11 protein-coding genes are annotated in these 15,725 nt (G+C 72.8%); 10 read left to right on the forward strand and 1 reads right to left on the reverse strand.

The window, feature by feature from the left end; all coding sequences use genetic code 11:
- The first annotated feature begins 196 nt into the window (after nucleotides 1-196).
- From E2C05_RS03815 to E2C05_RS03845, 7 genes are all read left to right on the forward strand, one after another.
- Nucleotides 197-3,040, forward strand: coding sequence for an ATP-dependent DNA helicase (locus E2C05_RS03815; RefSeq protein WP_133218279.1), 2,844 nt, complete (start codon nucleotides 197-199; stop codon nucleotides 3,038-3,040).
- A 121-nt stretch (nucleotides 3,041-3,161) separates the two neighbouring features.
- Nucleotides 3,162-3,578 carry a tellurite resistance TerB family protein gene (locus E2C05_RS03820; protein ID WP_133218280.1) on the forward strand — a complete coding sequence of 139 codons (417 nt, stop codon included), beginning with the start codon at nucleotides 3,162-3,164 and terminating at the stop codon, nucleotides 3,576-3,578.
- A gap of 209 nt (nucleotides 3,579-3,787) precedes the next feature.
- Nucleotides 3,788-4,978 (forward strand): LPS export ABC transporter permease LptF, encoded by a 1,191-nt coding sequence (gene lptF / locus E2C05_RS03825; protein WP_133218281.1) that lies wholly within the window; start codon nucleotides 3,788-3,790, stop codon nucleotides 4,976-4,978.
- The gene (lptG, locus tag E2C05_RS03830) at nucleotides 4,975-6,099 is read left to right on the forward strand and encodes an LPS export ABC transporter permease LptG (protein WP_133218282.1); all 1,125 of its coding nucleotides are present in this window, start codon (nucleotides 4,975-4,977) and stop codon (nucleotides 6,097-6,099) included. Before lptF ends, lptG begins: the two co-directional genes overlap by 4 nt.
- A complete protein-coding gene (locus tag E2C05_RS03835; protein ID WP_240046552.1) occupies nucleotides 6,096-8,441 on the forward strand; it encodes an LPS-assembly protein LptD in 2,346 nt (781 codons plus the stop codon). The genes lptG and E2C05_RS03835 overlap by 4 nt, the downstream gene beginning before the upstream one ends.
- A 143-nt stretch (nucleotides 8,442-8,584) precedes the next feature.
- On the forward strand, nucleotides 8,585-9,553 hold the full coding sequence (locus E2C05_RS03840; RefSeq protein ID WP_133218283.1) for a tripartite tricarboxylate transporter substrate binding protein: 969 nt from the start codon (nucleotides 8,585-8,587) through the stop codon (nucleotides 9,551-9,553).
- Between the two features lie 118 nt (nucleotides 9,554-9,671).
- Nucleotides 9,672-10,637 (forward strand): tripartite tricarboxylate transporter substrate binding protein, encoded by a 966-nt coding sequence (locus tag E2C05_RS03845; RefSeq protein WP_133218284.1) that lies wholly within the window; start codon nucleotides 9,672-9,674, stop codon nucleotides 10,635-10,637.
- A gap of 196 nt (nucleotides 10,638-10,833) precedes the next feature.
- On the opposite strand, the gene E2C05_RS03850 is transcribed toward E2C05_RS03845, so the two are convergent.
- Nucleotides 10,834-11,532: a hypothetical protein gene (locus E2C05_RS03850; protein WP_133218285.1), complete on the reverse strand. Its 699-nt coding sequence runs from the start codon at nucleotides 11,530-11,532 to the stop codon at nucleotides 10,834-10,836.
- Nucleotides 11,533-11,872: 340 nt separating this feature from the next.
- Between E2C05_RS03850 and E2C05_RS03855 the strand changes: the two genes are divergently transcribed.
- The 3 genes from E2C05_RS03855 to E2C05_RS03865 all read left to right on the forward strand — a co-directional run bounded on the left by E2C05_RS03855 (nucleotide 11,873) and on the right by E2C05_RS03865 (nucleotide 15,571).
- Nucleotides 11,873-12,733: a dimethylarginine dimethylaminohydrolase family protein gene (locus E2C05_RS03855; protein WP_133218286.1), complete on the forward strand. Its 861-nt coding sequence runs from the start codon at nucleotides 11,873-11,875 to the stop codon at nucleotides 12,731-12,733.
- Nucleotides 12,734-12,873: 140 nt separating this feature from the next.
- Nucleotides 12,874-14,268, forward strand: coding sequence for an FAD-binding oxidoreductase (locus E2C05_RS03860; RefSeq protein WP_133218287.1), 1,395 nt, complete (start codon nucleotides 12,874-12,876; stop codon nucleotides 14,266-14,268).
- 46 nt (nucleotides 14,269-14,314) lie between these two features.
- Entirely contained in the window at nucleotides 14,315-15,571 is a 1,257-nt protein-coding gene (locus tag E2C05_RS03865) for an MFS transporter (protein WP_240046554.1), read from the forward strand.
- Nucleotides 15,572-15,725 lie beyond the last annotated feature (154 nt).

The following is a 15,725-nucleotide window of genomic DNA, read 5'->3' on the forward strand; positions in this document are numbered from 1 at the left end:
CGCGGCTCCTCGGCGCGCCGGCAGGGCTGCCGGGGCGGAGCGCGGCGGCAGGCGGGTGCCCGGCCGCGGGGACCCGCCCCGCTGACAACGCCCGGCGGCCGGGCCCGTTCGCGCGGGATGCCACGACGCGCTGGCCGCGCCGGCGCCCATTCCCGCCCGCGACCGCCGCCGCCAGCTGCGCTACCCTGCATCCCGCATGTCGCTTCCCCCCCGCCTGTTGCTGCCCGATGCCCCGGCCCTCGTCGCGGGCCATGGCCGCGCGACGCTGCTGACCCCGGACGGGGAATTGCTGGCCCTCTCCGCCGCCGAGCTGCACCGCGCCCTGGCCGACTTCCCCCCGCCGCTGCTGGTGCATGCGCCCGCGACCGCCCGGCGGCTGGACCTGCCGCCCTTCGAGGGCGCCTTCGACCTGCTCGACCTCTTCGCCTTCTGCCTGCCGGCGCGGCCGGCGGCGCCGACGCCGCGCGGCCTCGCCATGGCGCTCGACCTCGAACCGCCACGGGACGATGCCGCGGCGGCGGCGCTGCTGCCGGAGATGGCGACGATCCTGCTGCGCCGCCTGGCCGGCGGCCGCGGCACGCCGCTGAACCGCGATGCCGGCCTGCTGGCGGCGCAGATGCAGAAGGCCGCCGGCTGGCCCTGGGCGGAGGCAGTGCTGGCCGCCCTCGGCGCCGGGGAGCCCAAGCCCTCGCTCGACCCGCTGAAGGTCTGGCGCCGGCTGCCGGATTGGGAGGATCCCGGCCCCGCCCAGCCGCCCGCCAGCTTCGACGTCTCCCCGACCGAGGCGCGCACGCGCCTTGGCGAGATCCTGGGCGAGGACGCGGAGCAGCGGCCGCAGCAGGCCGACTATGCCTCGGCTGCCGCCGGCGCCTTCGCCCCGCGGGAGGACCGGGGCGCGCCGCATGTGGTGCTGGCCGAGGCCGGCACCGGCACCGGCAAGACGCTCGGCTACATCGCCCCGGCCTCCCTGTGGGCGGAGCGCAACGGCGCGCCGGTCTGGATCTCCACCTTCACCCGCAACCTGCAGCGGCAGATCGACCAGGAACTGGGCCGCCTCTACCCGGAGCCGGAGGAGCGCCGCCGCCGCGTCGTCGTCCGCAAGGGGCGGGAGAACTACCTGTGCCTGCTGAACCTCGAGGAGATGCTGGGCCAGGCCGGGCATCCCGACCTCGCGGTGCCGCTCGGCCTCGTCGCCCGCTGGGCGCTGGCGACGCGGGATGGCGACCTGATGGGCGGCGACTTCCCGGGCTGGATCGCCGAACTGCACGGCCCGCAGGCGATCTGGCCGCTGGCCGACCGGCGCGGCGAATGCATCCGGTCCGCCTGCCCGCGCTACAAGCAATGCTTCGTCGAGCACTCCATCCGCCGCGCCCGCACCGCCAGCCTCGTCGTCGCCAACCATGCGCTGGTGATGGTGCAGGCGGCGCTGGGCGGCGGGGAGGATACGCGGCCGCTGCGCTACGTCTTCGACGAGGGGCATCACCTGTTCGATGCCGCCGATGCCGCCTTCAGCGCCGCCATCACCGGCGCCGAGACGGCGGAATTGCGCCGCTGGCTGCTGGGCGCGGAGGGCGGCCGCAGCCGCGCCCGCGGCCTGCGGCGCCGGATCGAGGAGCTGGCCGGCGACATCCCCGACCTGCTGGCGCCGATGGAGGCCGCGCTGCAGGCCGCCCGCGCCCTGCCCGGCCTGGGCTGGGTCACCCGCCTCTCGGAGGAGCCGCGGCCGGCGCGGCACGACCCGCTGCAGGAGGAGGGCGATGCCGGGGAACGCCCCGCCCCGACCCTCGCCGCCGCCGAGCGTATGGCCAACCCGGCCGAGGCCTTCCTCCGCGCCGTCCGCCGCCAGGTGCTGGCCCGCGCGCCGGAGGAGGAGGGGCTCTACGACCTGGAATGCGACCTGCACCCGCTGGGCGAGGACATCCCGGAGGCGGCCGAGGCGCTGGAACGCGCCCTGAAGCGGCTGGAGGAGCCGCTGGTCCTGCTGCGGGACCGGTTGATGGCCCGGCTCGAGGACGAGGTGGAGGAGCTGGAAACCGGCGATCGCATCCGCATCGAGACCGCGGCCAAGGGGCTGGAGCGCCGCGCCCTGATCCCGTTGCGCGCCTGGCAGGCCATGCTGCGCGCCCTGCGGGCGCCGCCGCCCACCCCGGGGGAGCGGCGGGAATTCGTGGACTGGCTGGCCCTGACCCGGCGGGAGGGGCGGGAGGTGGATGCCGGCATGCATCGCCACTGGCTGGACCCGACCACCCCCTTCGCGCTGAGCGTGGCCGCGCCGGCGCATGGGATGCTGATCACCAGCGCCACCTTGCGCGACTCCGGCCTGGCGGAGGAGCCGGAGGCCGCCTGGGCAGCGGCCGAGGCCCGCACCGGCGCCAGCCACCTGCCGGCGCCGGCCATCCGCGCCGCGGTGCCCAGCCCCTTCGACTACGCCGCCCGCACCCGGGCCTTCGTGGTGACCGACGTGGACAAGCTGCGCGGCGGCCAGGTGGCGGCGGCGATGCAGGCGCTGTTCCTTGCGTCCGGCGGCGGCGCGCTCGGCCTCTTCACCGCCATCCGGCGGCTGCGGGAGAGTTTCCGCCGCATGGCCCCGGCGCTCGAGGCGGCGGGCATTCCTCTCTATGCCCAGCATGTGGACGCCATGGACAACGCCACGCTGGTGGATGTCTTCCGGGCCGAAGAGGATGCCTGCCTGCTGGGCACCGATGCCATGCGGGACGGGGTGGATGTGCCGGGCCGGTCGCTGCGGCTGCTGGTCTTCGACCGGGTGCCCTGGCCGCGCCCCTCCATCCTGCACCGGGAACGGCGGATCCACCTCTCGGGCGGGGAGCCCAAGGGCTATGACGATGCGCTGGCCCGGCACCGGCTGCGCCAGGCCTTCGGCCGGCTGATCCGCCGGGCCGATGACCGCGGCGTCTTCGTCCTGCTGGACCGGTCCTGCCCCTCCCGCCTGCTGGCCGGCCTGCCGGAAGGCGTGCCGCTGCGCCGGTGCGGCCTCGCCGAGGCGGTGGCGGAGACCCGCGCCTTCCTGGCCGAGCCGTGAGAGCTATTACCGAACGTGCAATTGACGTGAGCGCCGCGCGGCGCGACGACACGGAACGGGTGACCTGGACTGCATTGCGCCCGCGATGCGATGGCCGATCCGCCCGGAACAGCGAGGCCCCATGCCCAATACCCGCTTCAACCCGCAGGAGGCCTTGGTCTGCGCCATGGTGCTCATGGCGGCCTCGGACCGGAACATGACGGATGCCGAGGTGGGGGCGATGTCCCGCCTGGTGCAGGAACTGCCGGTCTTCAGCGATTTCCACCCGGCGAACATCGCCAGCGTGACCGAAACCTGCCTGGGCCTGCTGAACCGAGAGGACGGGCTCGACCTCGCCATGACCCTGATCAGCGACGCCCTGCCGCAGCGCCTGCGGGAGACGGCCTACCTGCTGGCCTGCGAGGTGGCGGCGGCGGATGGCGAGGCGTCCCAGGGGGAGCTGCAATTCCTGCAGGATCTGCGCATCGCCCTCGACCTGGACCGGCTGATCGCCGGCGCGATCGAACGGGCCGCCAAGGCGCGCTACCAGGTGATCTGACGGCGGCGGCCCGCCACCACCCGGGCCCGGCCAGGCCACCAGGGCGGGGCAGGGCCAAGGGCGATCCCCGCCGGCGAACCGGCCCCCGGGCCGGCGCGGCGATCGGCCGATTCCTGGGCAGAGCGGCCACAGCTGCGGCATCCCTGCAACAACCCGCCGCGCCGGCGCTTTCCCCGCCCTTCCGGCATCGCTAGGGTGCCGCCACGCGCATGACCCGCCTCGACCGCTACATCTTCCGCCAGCTCGTGGTCGCCCTGCTCGCCGTGACCATCGGCCTGGCGGCGCTGGTCTGGCTGACGCAGTCGCTGCGCTTCATCGAGCTGGTGCTCGATCGCGGCCTCTCCTTCCTCGTCTTCATCGAGCTGACCGGGCTGCTGCTGCCAAGCTTCTTCGCCGTCATCCTGCCGATCACCACCTTCGTGGTGACGCTGTTCGTGTATGTCCGGCTGGCGGCGGACCGCGAATTGGTGGTGATGCGGGCCGCCGGCCTGTCGCAGTGGCGGCTGGCCCGGCCGGCCCTGGGCCTGGCCACGATTGCCGCCGGGCTGTGCTACGCGCTCAATCTCTGGCTGGTGCCGGTCACCCAGGCCTCCTTCCGCGCCTGGCAGTTCGAGATCCGCAACCAGCTGGCCGCCATCCTGGTGCAGGAAGGCGTCTTCTCCTCCATCGGCGACGACCTGACGGTCTATGCCCGCTACCGCGACCGGGACGGCACGCTGCGCGGCATCCTGATCCATGACGCGCGGGAGAGGGGGGCACCGGTCACCATCCTGGCCGAGGCCGGCCGCATCACCCCCGGCCCGAACGGGCCGCGCGTCACGCTGGAGAACGGGCAGCGGCAGCAGATCGACCGCGTGCCGCCACCGGCCGATGCGGCGCCGGGCACGCCGCCCAGCACCCGGCTGAACGTGCTGTCCTTCAGCGAGAACAGCGTGGACCTGGCCCGTACCCGCGGCGGCACGCAGGACGGCGAGCGATACCGCAACGCCCAGGAACGTACGCTGGACGAGCTGCTGAACCCCGACCCGGCCGACCGCATCCCGGACCGCGACCTGCGCCGCTTCCGGGCGGAAGCGCATCAGCGCCTCGCCTCCCCGCTGAATGCCATCGGGTTCGGGCTGGTGGCGCTGGCAACCGCCCTGGCCGGCCAGTTCCGCCGGCATGGCGGCGGCATCCGGCTCTTCACGGGCATCGCCGTGGTGGTGGCGCTGCTCGCGCTCGGGCTCATGGTCGGCAACCTGGCGGCGCGGCAGAACAGCATGATCCCGCTGATCTGGGTGAATGCGCTGGCGCCCGGGGTGCTGGCCTGCTGGGTCATCGCCGGCCTGCCCGGCCTGCCGCATGGCCTGGGCCGCCGGCGGCCGCGGCCGGCCCAGGCCGAAGGGGCGGGGCCGGCATGAACCTCGCCGCCACCCTCAGCCTCTATGTCGCACGCCGCTTCCTGGGGGCGACCTTCGCCATGCTGGCGGGGCTGACCCTGCTGGTCGCGCTGTTCGACTTCATCGAACTGCTGCGCCGCGCGGCGACGCGGCAGGATGCCGGCTTCGCGCTGGTCGCCTCCATCGCCGGGCTGCGCCTGCCCTTCGTCGCGCTGCAGATCATGCCCTTCGCCATCCTGCTGGGTGGCATCCTCGCCTTCTGGCGGCTGACCCGGTCGTCGGAGCTGATCGTGGCCCGCGCCGCCGGCATCTCCGCCTGGGGGTTCCTGTCCGGGCCGGTCGCGGTCGCGCTGCTGTTCGGCGTGCTGGGCACCGCGGCGGTCTCGCCGCTCTCCTCCGCCATGCTGGCCCGGGCGGAACGGCTGGACTACGCCTATCTCCGCAGCAGCGCCGGGCTGACGGCCATCGCCGGCGGCCGGCTCTGGCTGCGCCAGGCCGACCGGGCGCTGGAGGCGCAGGGCGTCGCCATCTTGTCGGGCCGGCCGGTCGCCGCCCGGCCGGCGGACCGCATCGCCGGCTTCGCGATGACCGATGTCAGCCTCTGGCGCCTGTCGGCGAGCGACCGGCCGCTGGCGCGGATCGAGGCGCCGCGGGCGCGGCTGCTGCCCGGCCGCTGGGTGCTGGAGGACGCGACCACCTTCCAGCCCGGCCGTCCGGTCGGCGCGCCGGAGACGCTGAGCTTCCCCACCGACCTGACGCCTGACCGGATCGAGGACAGCTTCGCCTCCCCCGACACCTTGTCCTTCTGGGCGCTGCCCGGCTTCATCGCCGTGCTGGAGGCGGCGGGCTTCTCCGCCGTGCGGCACCAGCTGCATTTCCAGTCCCTGCTGGCCCTGCCGGTGCTGGCAGTGGCGATGGCGCTGCTGGCGGCCGGCTTCTCCATGCGCTCCTCCCGCCGCGGCGGCGTCGCGCAGATGATCGGTGCCGGCGTCGCGGCCGGCTTCGCCCTTTTCGTCATCGACAAGATCACCAGCGAATTCGGCGAGGCCGGCACGCTGCCGGTCGAGCTCGCGGCCTGGGCGCCGACCGTCGCCGGCCTGCTGCTCGCCCTCGCTTTGCTGCTGCACCTGGAGGATGGATGAGCCCCGTGCCGGACCGGATGCGCCGCCTCCGCCTGCCTGCGCTGCTGCTCCTGCTGGCCGGGCTGCCGGGCGCCGCCTTCGCGCAGTACGACCAGCCCACCGTGACGCCGCGCGACCCGACGCCGGTGCCCGACAGCGCGACCAGCCGGCCGCAGCGCGTCGAGCCTTTCGCGGGGCTGGGCGGCGGCACCGGCGGCGGCCCGCGCCAGGACCCCAACGCGCCCGTCACCTTCCAGGCGGATGAGGTGGAGTACGACCGGGAAACCGGCATCGTCACCGCCCGTGGCAAGGTGGAGGCTTGGCAGGGCGAGCGGCTGCTGCGCGCCGATGTCTTCACCTACAACCGCAACACCGGCGTGGCGACCGCCAAGGGCAATGTTCAGCTGCTGGAGCCGGACGGCACCGTCCTGTTCGCCGAGGAGGCGGAGCTGAAGGACCGCTTCCGCGACGGCGTTCTGGAAGGCGTGCGCGCACTGCTGGCGGCCAACGGCAAGATGGCGGCGAACGGCGCCCGCCGCACCGGCGGCACGGTGAACGAGCTGGCGCGCGTCGCCTATACCTCCTGCGACCTCTGCGCCGACGACCCGACCGCACCGCCGCTGTGGCAGGTGCAGGCGCGGCGGGCGACGCAGGACAAGGACGCGCTGCGCATCTCCTACCGCGACGCGACGGTGCGCTTCTTCGGCGTGCCGGTGCTCTACACGCCCTATCTCTCGCATCCCGATCCCTCGACGCCGCGCGCCTCCGGCTTCCTGTTCCCGACCTTCGGCTATACCCGCTTCCTCGGCGGCTTCTTCGAGACGCCGTATTTCTGGGCGATCGACGAGACGTCGGACCTGACGATCACCCCGATCTTCTCCAGCCGGCAGAACCCCAATCTCGGGCTCGAATACCGCAAGCTGTTCAATTTCGGGGAGATCACCGGCAGCGCCTCGGTCGGCGGATTCAACGGCAACGACACCTCCGGCAAGGCGGCCGGCGGGCGGGAGGATCTGGCGGGCCACATCTTCCTCAAGGGCCGCTTCACGGTTGACGAGAACTGGCGCGCCGGCTTCGACCTGAACCGCGCCAGTTCCGAGCTGTACCTGCGGACCTTCCGCTACGAATATCGCCGGGTGCTGACCAGCCAGGTCTATGCCGAGGGCTTCTGGGAGACGACGGGCTATGCCCGCTTCGACGCCCGCGCCTATCAGGGGCTGCGCAGCGTCGACGACACGCGGCAGGTGCCCTATGTCCTGCCCAACATCTATGTCGAGAAGGCGCCGCGGGAGAAGATCCTGGGCGGCTTCCTGACGCTGGATGCCGGGATCCTGGGCATCTACCGCGACATCGGCAGCGAATCCCAGCGCATCGCGACGCGGGCGCGCTGGGAACGGCCGGAGGTGGACGGGCTCGGCGGCGTCTGGACCTTCAAGGTGCAGACCGACGCCATCGGCTACCGCGCCCGCGGCCAGCAGGAACCGCCGACCAACCTGCCGGACGCCAACGGCACCCGCGGCGTCGGCAATGTCCGCGCCGCGGTGGACTGGCGGATGCCCTTCATCCGCAACGCCGGCGAGTATGGCAGCCAGACGATCGAGCCGCGGGTGCAGGTCGTCACCGGCCCGCGCCAGGGCCCGCAGCGCAGCGTGCCGAACGAGGACAGCGTCGATTTCGAATTCACCGATGCCAACCTCTTCGCGCTGAACCGCTTCACCGGCCGCGACCGGCAGGAAGGCGGCACGCGGGTGGACACGGCCCTGCGCAGCGCCTGGGACTTCCCCAATGGCGGCCAGCTGGAAGGCCTGGTCGGCCGGTCCTACCGCCTGGACGACGACTTCCAGCGGGAGAACCCTTACGCGAATTCCGGCCTGGACAAGCGCGCCTCCGCCTGGGTGGCGCGGATGCGGCTGGCACCGACCCCATGGTTCGACGCGGTCACCCGCGTGCGGACGAATGGCGAGCAGCCCTTCTCCACCCAATTGTCGGACACCAGCGCGAACCTGACCGTCGGGCCCGCCACCTTCTCGGTCGGCTATCTCTATTCCGTGCCGCTGCCCTACCTGGTGCCGGAGGTCGGCGGCCGCATCCGCTCGCGTGAGGAGGTTTCGGTCGGCGTCAGCGGCCGCATCGGCCAGTACTGGCGGGCCGGCATCACCGGCCGCTACGACCTGAAGATCGACCGGCCCGTCCTGCTGTCCGGCTTCGCCGGCTACGAGGACGAGTGCTTCATCCTGGAAGGACGCTTCATCAAGCGTTTCGCGCAGGACCCGGCGACGCAGTCGCTCTATCCCGCCAGCACGATCGTGCTGTTCCGCATCGGCTTCAAGACGCTGGGCGAATACTTCTTCCGCGCGATCTGATCGGCAGGCGCGGCGCGGGCGGTTGACCGCGCCACGCCGGCAGGCCATCGGGCCCGCCCCGGCACGGACCATGGCGGCAAGGCGGCATCGCCCCCAGCCGCGGTCCCGCGTTCATGCCGGGCCTGCCCGGGAGAAGAATCGCCATGTCCCATCCGCTCCGCCGCCGCGCCGCGCTCGTGCTCGGCGCCGCTGCGCTCGCCACCCCTGCCCTCGGGCAGACCGGCCTGCCGACGCGACCGATCCGCATGTATGTCCCCTGGGGTCCCGGCGGCACCACCGATGTGCAGATGCGCGCGCTGTGCGACGCGGCATCCCGAAGTGGCGGACCGCCGGTGGTGGTGGAGAACAAGTCGGGCGCCGGCGGCATCCTGGGCGCCCAGGCCATGCTGACCGACAAGCCGGACGGCACCACGCTGGGGCAGATGCCCGTCTCCGTCTTCCGCACGCCGCTGATGTCCAGCCGGCCGATGTGGGATCCGGTGACCGACTTCACCTACATCATCCATCTCTGCGGCTACCTGTTCGGCGTGGTGGTGCGCGCCGATGCGCCCTGGAAGACCTTCCCAGAACTGCTCGATTACGCGCAGAAGAACCCGGGGAAGGTGAATTACGGCTCCCCCGGCATCGGCACGTCGCTGCACCTGACCATGGAGCGCATCGCGGCCGATCGCGGCATCGACTGGACGCATGTGCCGTTCCGCGGCTTCGCCGAGAACATGAACGCCCTGCTGGGCGGCCAGACCGACGTGCTGGCCGACAGCAGCGGCTGGTCGCAGCTGGTCGAGGACGGCAAGGCACGGCTGCTGGTGACCTGGGGGGAGGAGCGGGCGAAGCGTTTCCCCACCGTGCCGACCCTGCGGGAGGTCGGGATCGACATCGTCAGCGCCTCCCCCTACGGCATCGGCGGGCCGAAGACCATGGATCCCGGCCTGGTCCGCGCCATCCACGACATGTTCAAGGACGCGCTGAACGCGCCCGCCCACCTGGCGGTGCTGGACCGCTTCGACATGCCGGTGATGTACAAGGGGCCGGAGGAGTACCGCGACTTCGTCCGCCGCCAGGTGGCCGAGGATCGGGCGATGATCCAGCGGCTAGGCCTGAAGCTGAACTGAACCACCCGCCGGCTGCCCCCGGGCCGCCTTCCCAGGCAGGGGCTGGCGGCGACCCGGCGCGGCGGCGCATCCTGCCCGGCAGACCGGCGGCAAGCCGGCTGCCCTGGGGAGAGATGCCATGCCGCAAGCCCTGACCCGCCGCGCCCTGCTGGGCACCGGCCCCGCCCTGCTGCCGCTGCCGGCGATCGGCCAGCCACGCTGGCCCGACCGGCCGATCCGCGTCTTCGTGCCCTGGACGCCGGGCGGCGCGACGGACATCCAGATGCGCTCGGTCTGCGAGATCGCGCAGCGCCATCTGGGCCAGCCCATCGTGGTGGAGAACCGGCCAGGGGCGAGCGGCACGCTGGGCGCCATGGCGCTGAAGGATGCGAAGCCGGACGGCTACACGCTGTCGCAGATGCCGCAGGGCGTCTTCCGCATGCCGGCCATGCAGCAGAAGCCGCAATGGGACCCGGTGCGGGACTTCACCTGGATCCTCCGCATGGTCGGCTACATGGGCGGGGTGGTGGTGCGGCCGGATGCGCCCTGGCAGACCATGCCGGCGCTGGTGGACCATGCCCGCGCGCACCCCGGTACGGTGAATTACGGCACGCCCGGCGCGAACACGACCGAGATCCAGATGCGCCAGCTGGGCCGGCTCGTTGGCGTCGACTGGGTGGCGGTGCCCTTCCGTGGCGCCGCGCCGAACCTGCAAGCGCTGCTGTCGGGCGATATCCATGCCTCGGCCGAGACCAGCGCCTGGGCAGACATGGCGCTGGAAGGCCGGCTGCGGCCGCTGGCAATCTGGAACGCCGAGCGCGCGCGCCGCTTCCCGGCGGTGCCGACCTTCCGCGAATTGGGCTGGGATGTGCTTGGGGAAAGCAGCTATGGCATCGCCGGCCCGCGCGGGATGGAACCAGCGGTGGTGCGGGCGATCCATGATGCCTTCCGCGCCGCGGTGCATGACCCGCAGCATCTGGCGGTGCTGGCGCGCTTCGACATGCCGGTGCGCTACCTGGGCACCGAGGAATTCGCCAACGAGGCGGTGCTGCTGGCCGAGGAGGCGCGCCGGCTGGTGCAGGAGCTCGGCCTGAAGCAGGTCTAGGCTCGGTCGGGGACCGTCACGGTCGCCCCGGGGCGCACCGGACCCGTCACTTATCGGATGGTATCGGATGGCGCGGCCTGGGCCGGGCATGGCCCCGGCCCTTGCAAGGGCCGATGGCGGAGCGGCGTGACGCCGCTCCGCGATCCACCAACTCCAGCGGTGCAGCGTTCTGCGATGAACGCGAACCGCCGCAGCGTCAGCTTCCGGACTGCGAGGAGCGGATGCCGGCCAGGCCGGTCGGCACCGCCTGCGGGCGGACATAGGTGACGTGGCGGCTGTTGGCATCGCCGGTGATCTGCGCGACGAGGCCGCTGGAGGCCTGCGCCTGCGGCGTGCCGCCATAGGCGATCTCGCGGTTGCCGGCCTCGCCGACGATGGAGGCGTAGCCGCCGCCGACGACATTCTCGCTCGGCGCGTCATAGGCCACATAGGCATCCGGGCCGCCGCCGATCAGGCGCGGACCACCCTGCGCAAGCGCGGCACCGGTGATGCCGAAGGCGAGGGCGGATGCAAGGATTGCAGTGCGGAACATGGTTTTCTTCTTCCTTGAGAAGTGCGGGACGGCCCGGCGCCGTCCTGTCGAGGCATGAGATAGGCCCGCGGCCCGATCCATCCCAATGCGCAACCTGAATGCCGGCGATTTGCCGGCCGGATGACGCGATGCCGTGCAGGCCGCACGCCATGCGCAGGGCGTCTGGCCGATCTGCGCCAGGATCAGGGGCGTCGCATCAGGCCGCACGAGGCTGCGATCACGCCGACTGGCGAGGTCGCGACCAAGCATCACCTGCGCGGCGCCGATGCCTGGGTCCTGCTTGCCACCGGTCCTGCGCATTGCCGCACCACGCAGGATTTTCGGCCATCGCCACGGCATGATCGACGGCGCTGTCTTCGCCACCGCCGACGCAGTGTGGGGCGAGCGCCGCCGAAGGCGGCCGCTCCGTCGCCGGATCCGCCCGCGTCCGAACCCTCCTACCCAGGCCCATGTCGTGCGCGCGATGACCGGGCGACCCGCCGGCGGATGTCGGGCGCGAAGGCCTCCGGGTACGGCTCCTCGGGCCCGGCGAACCGGCGCGGCCAGTCGGCCACCTTCGGCATCGCGGCAGGCGGCGCGAACCGATCGACAGTGCCCACCGGCCGGACGCCGGCCGCCGCGGGGGCAGAGGCCATCGCCGGGCAGGTCACCGCGCCGGCGCGGCGTCCTGGACGCGGCGGCCAGCCTTCGTCAGGCTGCGCGGATGCCGCCGTCCTGGACCGTCGCCTCCGAAACCGGCCCCCTGCGGGAGGTGCTGGTCTGCCCGCCCGACCACTACCGCTGGATCCCGACCAATGCCATCGCCCGGCGGACGCTGGCAGCGGGAGGGCAGGCCGACCTGCAGGGGCTGCAGGCGCAGCATCGGGAACTGGTCGCGGCGCTGGAGCAGGCTGCCGCCACCGTCCACCACCTGCGGCCCGAGCCGCATCTGCCCTACATGGCCTATACCCGCGACAGCGTGGTGGTGACGCATCGCGGCCCGGTGCTGTGCCAGCTGGAACGGCCGCAGCGGCGCGGCGAATATGCCCCGTTGCTGGACTGGCACGCGGCGCAGGGCAGCGGCTTCTGGCGCAAATCCTCCGCCGGCACGCTGGAAGGCGGGGATATCCACATCCTCCGCCCCGGCCTCGCCTGCATCGGCGCCAGCGGCGGCCGCACCGACCTGGCCGGGGCCGAGCAGCTTGCCGGCTGGCTGCGAGCGGAAGGCTGGGAGGTGCGGGTCGAGCCTTTCGACGAGCATTTCCTCCATCTGGACGTCCTGTTCTGCCTGGCGGCGCCCGGCCTCGCCGTCGCCTGCCTCGACGGGTTGGACGAGGGGTTCCACGGCTGGCTGGCCGGGCATGGCATCCGTTGCATCCCCGTCCCCTACCGGGAGGCGATGCGGCTGGGCTGCAACATCCTGGCGCTGGGCAATGACCGAGTGATTTCGGCGGCGGAAAGCCACGACCTGAATGCGGCGCTGCGGGCGGAAGGGCTCACGGTGCTCGACCCGGCGCTGTCGCTGTTCACCGCCGGCGGCGGCGGGCCGCATTGCCTGACCTGCCCGCTGCTGCGGGACGGGTGACACCGAAGGGGCTTTGCCCCCTCGAACTCCCGCCACCAGGGGTCAGGCGACCCCTGGACCGGTCTGAGCCCGGGGTCATGCGTGACCGCGGCGCGCGCGCGCCCTACAACGCCCCGACAGCCCCCGCCGAGGGAACCGCCATGAACACCATCGCCGCGCGTCCGGTGGACGCCGTCATCGCCGCCGCCCGCGAATTCCTCGGCGACCGGCTCTCCACCGCCCAGGCGATCCGGGAACAGCATGCGCGCGGGGAGGACCAGACGCCGCCCACCCTGCCCGACGCCGTCGCCTTCGTCGAAACCACCGAGGAGGTGAGCCGCCTGCTCGCCCTGTGCCACCGGCATGAGGTGCCGGTCGTGGCCTTCGGCGCCGGCACGTCCCTGGAAGGGCATGTGAACCCGGTGCGGCGCGGCATCTCCGTGGACCTTTCCCGCATGACGGCGGTGCTGGAGGTGAATCCGGAGGACATGGACTGCCTGATCGAGCCGGGGGTGACGCGGCAGCAGCTGAACGACTACCTGCGCGACCAGGGCCTGTTCTTCCCGGTGGATCCCGGCAGCGTCTGCACCATCGGCGGCATGTGCGCCACGCGCGCCAGCGGCACCAACGCCGTGCGCTACGGCACGATCCGGGAGAATGTCCTGGGCCTCGAGGTGGTGCTGGCCGATGGCCGCGTCATCCAGACCGGCGGGCGGTCCCGCAAGGCGGCCAATGGCTACGACCTGACCCGGCTGTTCATCGGCTCCGAAGGCACGCTCGGCATCATCACGAAGATCCGCCTGCGGCTGCACGGCATCCCGGAAGCGATGAGCAGCGCGGTCTGCCAGTTCCCGGACCTGGAGGCGGCGGTGAACACCACCATCGTCACCATGCAGTCCGGCATCCCGGTGGCGCGGATCGAGCTGATCGACGCCGACCAGATGGAAGCCTGCATCAGGTACAGCAAGCTGGAAGGGCTGCGCGCGACTCCGACGCTGTTCCTGGAATTCCACGGCACCCATGCCGCGGTGAAGGAGCAGGCGGAGGCGGTGGAGGCGATCGCCGTGGATCACGGCGGCGAAGGCTTCTCCTGGGCGACGGATACCGAGACGCGGACGAAGCTCTGGCAGGCCCGGCATGACGCCTACTGGGCCGGGATCAACCTGATCCCCGGCTATCGCGGCATCACCACCGATGTCTGCGTTCCCATCTCGAAGCTGGCGGAGGCGATCCTGGGCGCCAAGGCGGATGCCGTGGCGTCCGGCTTCACCACCTGCATCGTCGGCCATGTCGGCGACGGCAATTTCCACCAGATCATCCTGTTCGACCCGAAGGACCCGACCGGGCTCGACCGCGCCTGGGAGCTGGACCGGAAGATTGTGGCGCGCGGCCTGGCGCTGGGCGGCACCTGCTCCGGCGAGCATGGCGTCGGCCTCGGCAAGCGGGAATTCCTGGAGCAGGAGCACGGGCCGGAGGCGCTGGCGGTGATGCGCGGGATCAAGGCCAGCCTCGACCCCAAGGGCATCCTGAACCCGGGCAAGCTGTTCCGGAACTGAACACCGCCCGCGCGGCGTTCCGATCGCGCGGCTGCTGGGAGGGAACGTGTCGTCTCTGCGCGGCCCCGGGCTGCCGATCCTGGCGCTCACCCTGGGGCATGTCTTCTCCAACGCCGTCCGCACCCTGCCGGCGGTGGCGGCCGATGTCCTGTCGCGCGACCTCGGCCTGGCGCCGGAGGCGCTGGCGGCGCTGACCGGCGCCTTCCCCGCCGCCTTCGCCCTGGCCATGGTGCCGGTGGGCGTCGGGCTGGACCGCTGGGGCGTGCGGCGCACCGCGCTGGTGCTGATGGCGATCGGCATGGCGGGCTGCGCCCTGGCGGCGCTGGCACCAGGCCCGGCGACCATGCTGATCGCCCAATGCGTCCTGGGCATGGGCTGCGCCGGGGCGCTGATGTGCCCGATGACCTATGCCGCGCGGGCCATGGATGCGCACCGCTTCGGCCTGTGGTCCGGCGTCATCCAGGCGGTCGGCAACTCGGGGATGCTGCTCAGCGCCTCGCCGCTCGCCCTGCTGGTGGAATGGCAGGGTTGGCGCGCCGGGTTCTGGGCCTGCGGCGGGCTGGCGGCGCTGGCCTTCCTGGCGGTGGCCGCTACGGTGCGGCAGCCGCCGCCCGTGCGGGCCGGCCACCGCTCCGCCTGGCAGGACACGCGGGAGATCCTGGCGATCGCCGCCTCGCCCGGGCTGCGGGCACCGATGACCATCGCCTTCGCCAGCTTCGCCGTGGTGCTGGGGGTGCGCGGGCTCTGGGGCGGGCCCTGGCTGATGGAGGCGAAGGGCCTGACCCGGATCGAGGCCGGCAATGTCCTGCTGCTGGTGGCGCTGGCGCTGGTGGCGGGTCCGGCCATCGCCGGCCTGGTGCAGCGTCTGGTCGGGCGCCCGGTGGTGCTGCTGGCGGGCAGCCATATCCTGGTCGGGCTGCTGGTGCTGCTGCTGCCGGCGGGCGGGCCGGGCGGCTGGCTGGGGTTGCAGCCGGCGGGGTTCGACGCCGCGGTGATGGTGGCGATCGGCCTCGTCATCTCCTTCCAGATCCTGATCTTCGCCCAGGTCCGGGCGGCGGTGCCGGCGGAGCAGACCGGCCGCGCGCTGTCGGCCAACAACATCGCCTTCTTCGGCGGGGCGGCGGTGCTGCAGGCCGTCTCGGGCCTCGCCGCCGGCTGGGGCGGCACCGGCGCGGCGCTGGCGACCTTCGGCCTGGCGCTGCTGCTGTGCAGCCTCGGCTACCTGTGGCTGCAGGCGCGGCGCGGCGGCCGGAGCGGGTCGCGGCGCGGCGTGAACGCCGCGGCGTCGGACTCCGCCCGGTAGGCAAGGACCTGGAACGGCTCGCGTGGCGAACCGCAGGCGCAGGCCATGCGGGAACATGTCCGCGAAGGGGCGGGCGACGTATCCGCGAGGCATGTTTCGGACTGGCCAGGACGGCAATGCCCCGCCGGGACCGGATCGCCATGCGGTTGCCGGG

Origin of the sequence: Paracraurococcus ruber (assembly GCF_004353985.1) — a bacterium.
Classification (GTDB): Bacteria; Pseudomonadota; Alphaproteobacteria; order Acetobacterales; family Acetobacteraceae; genus Paracraurococcus; species Paracraurococcus ruber.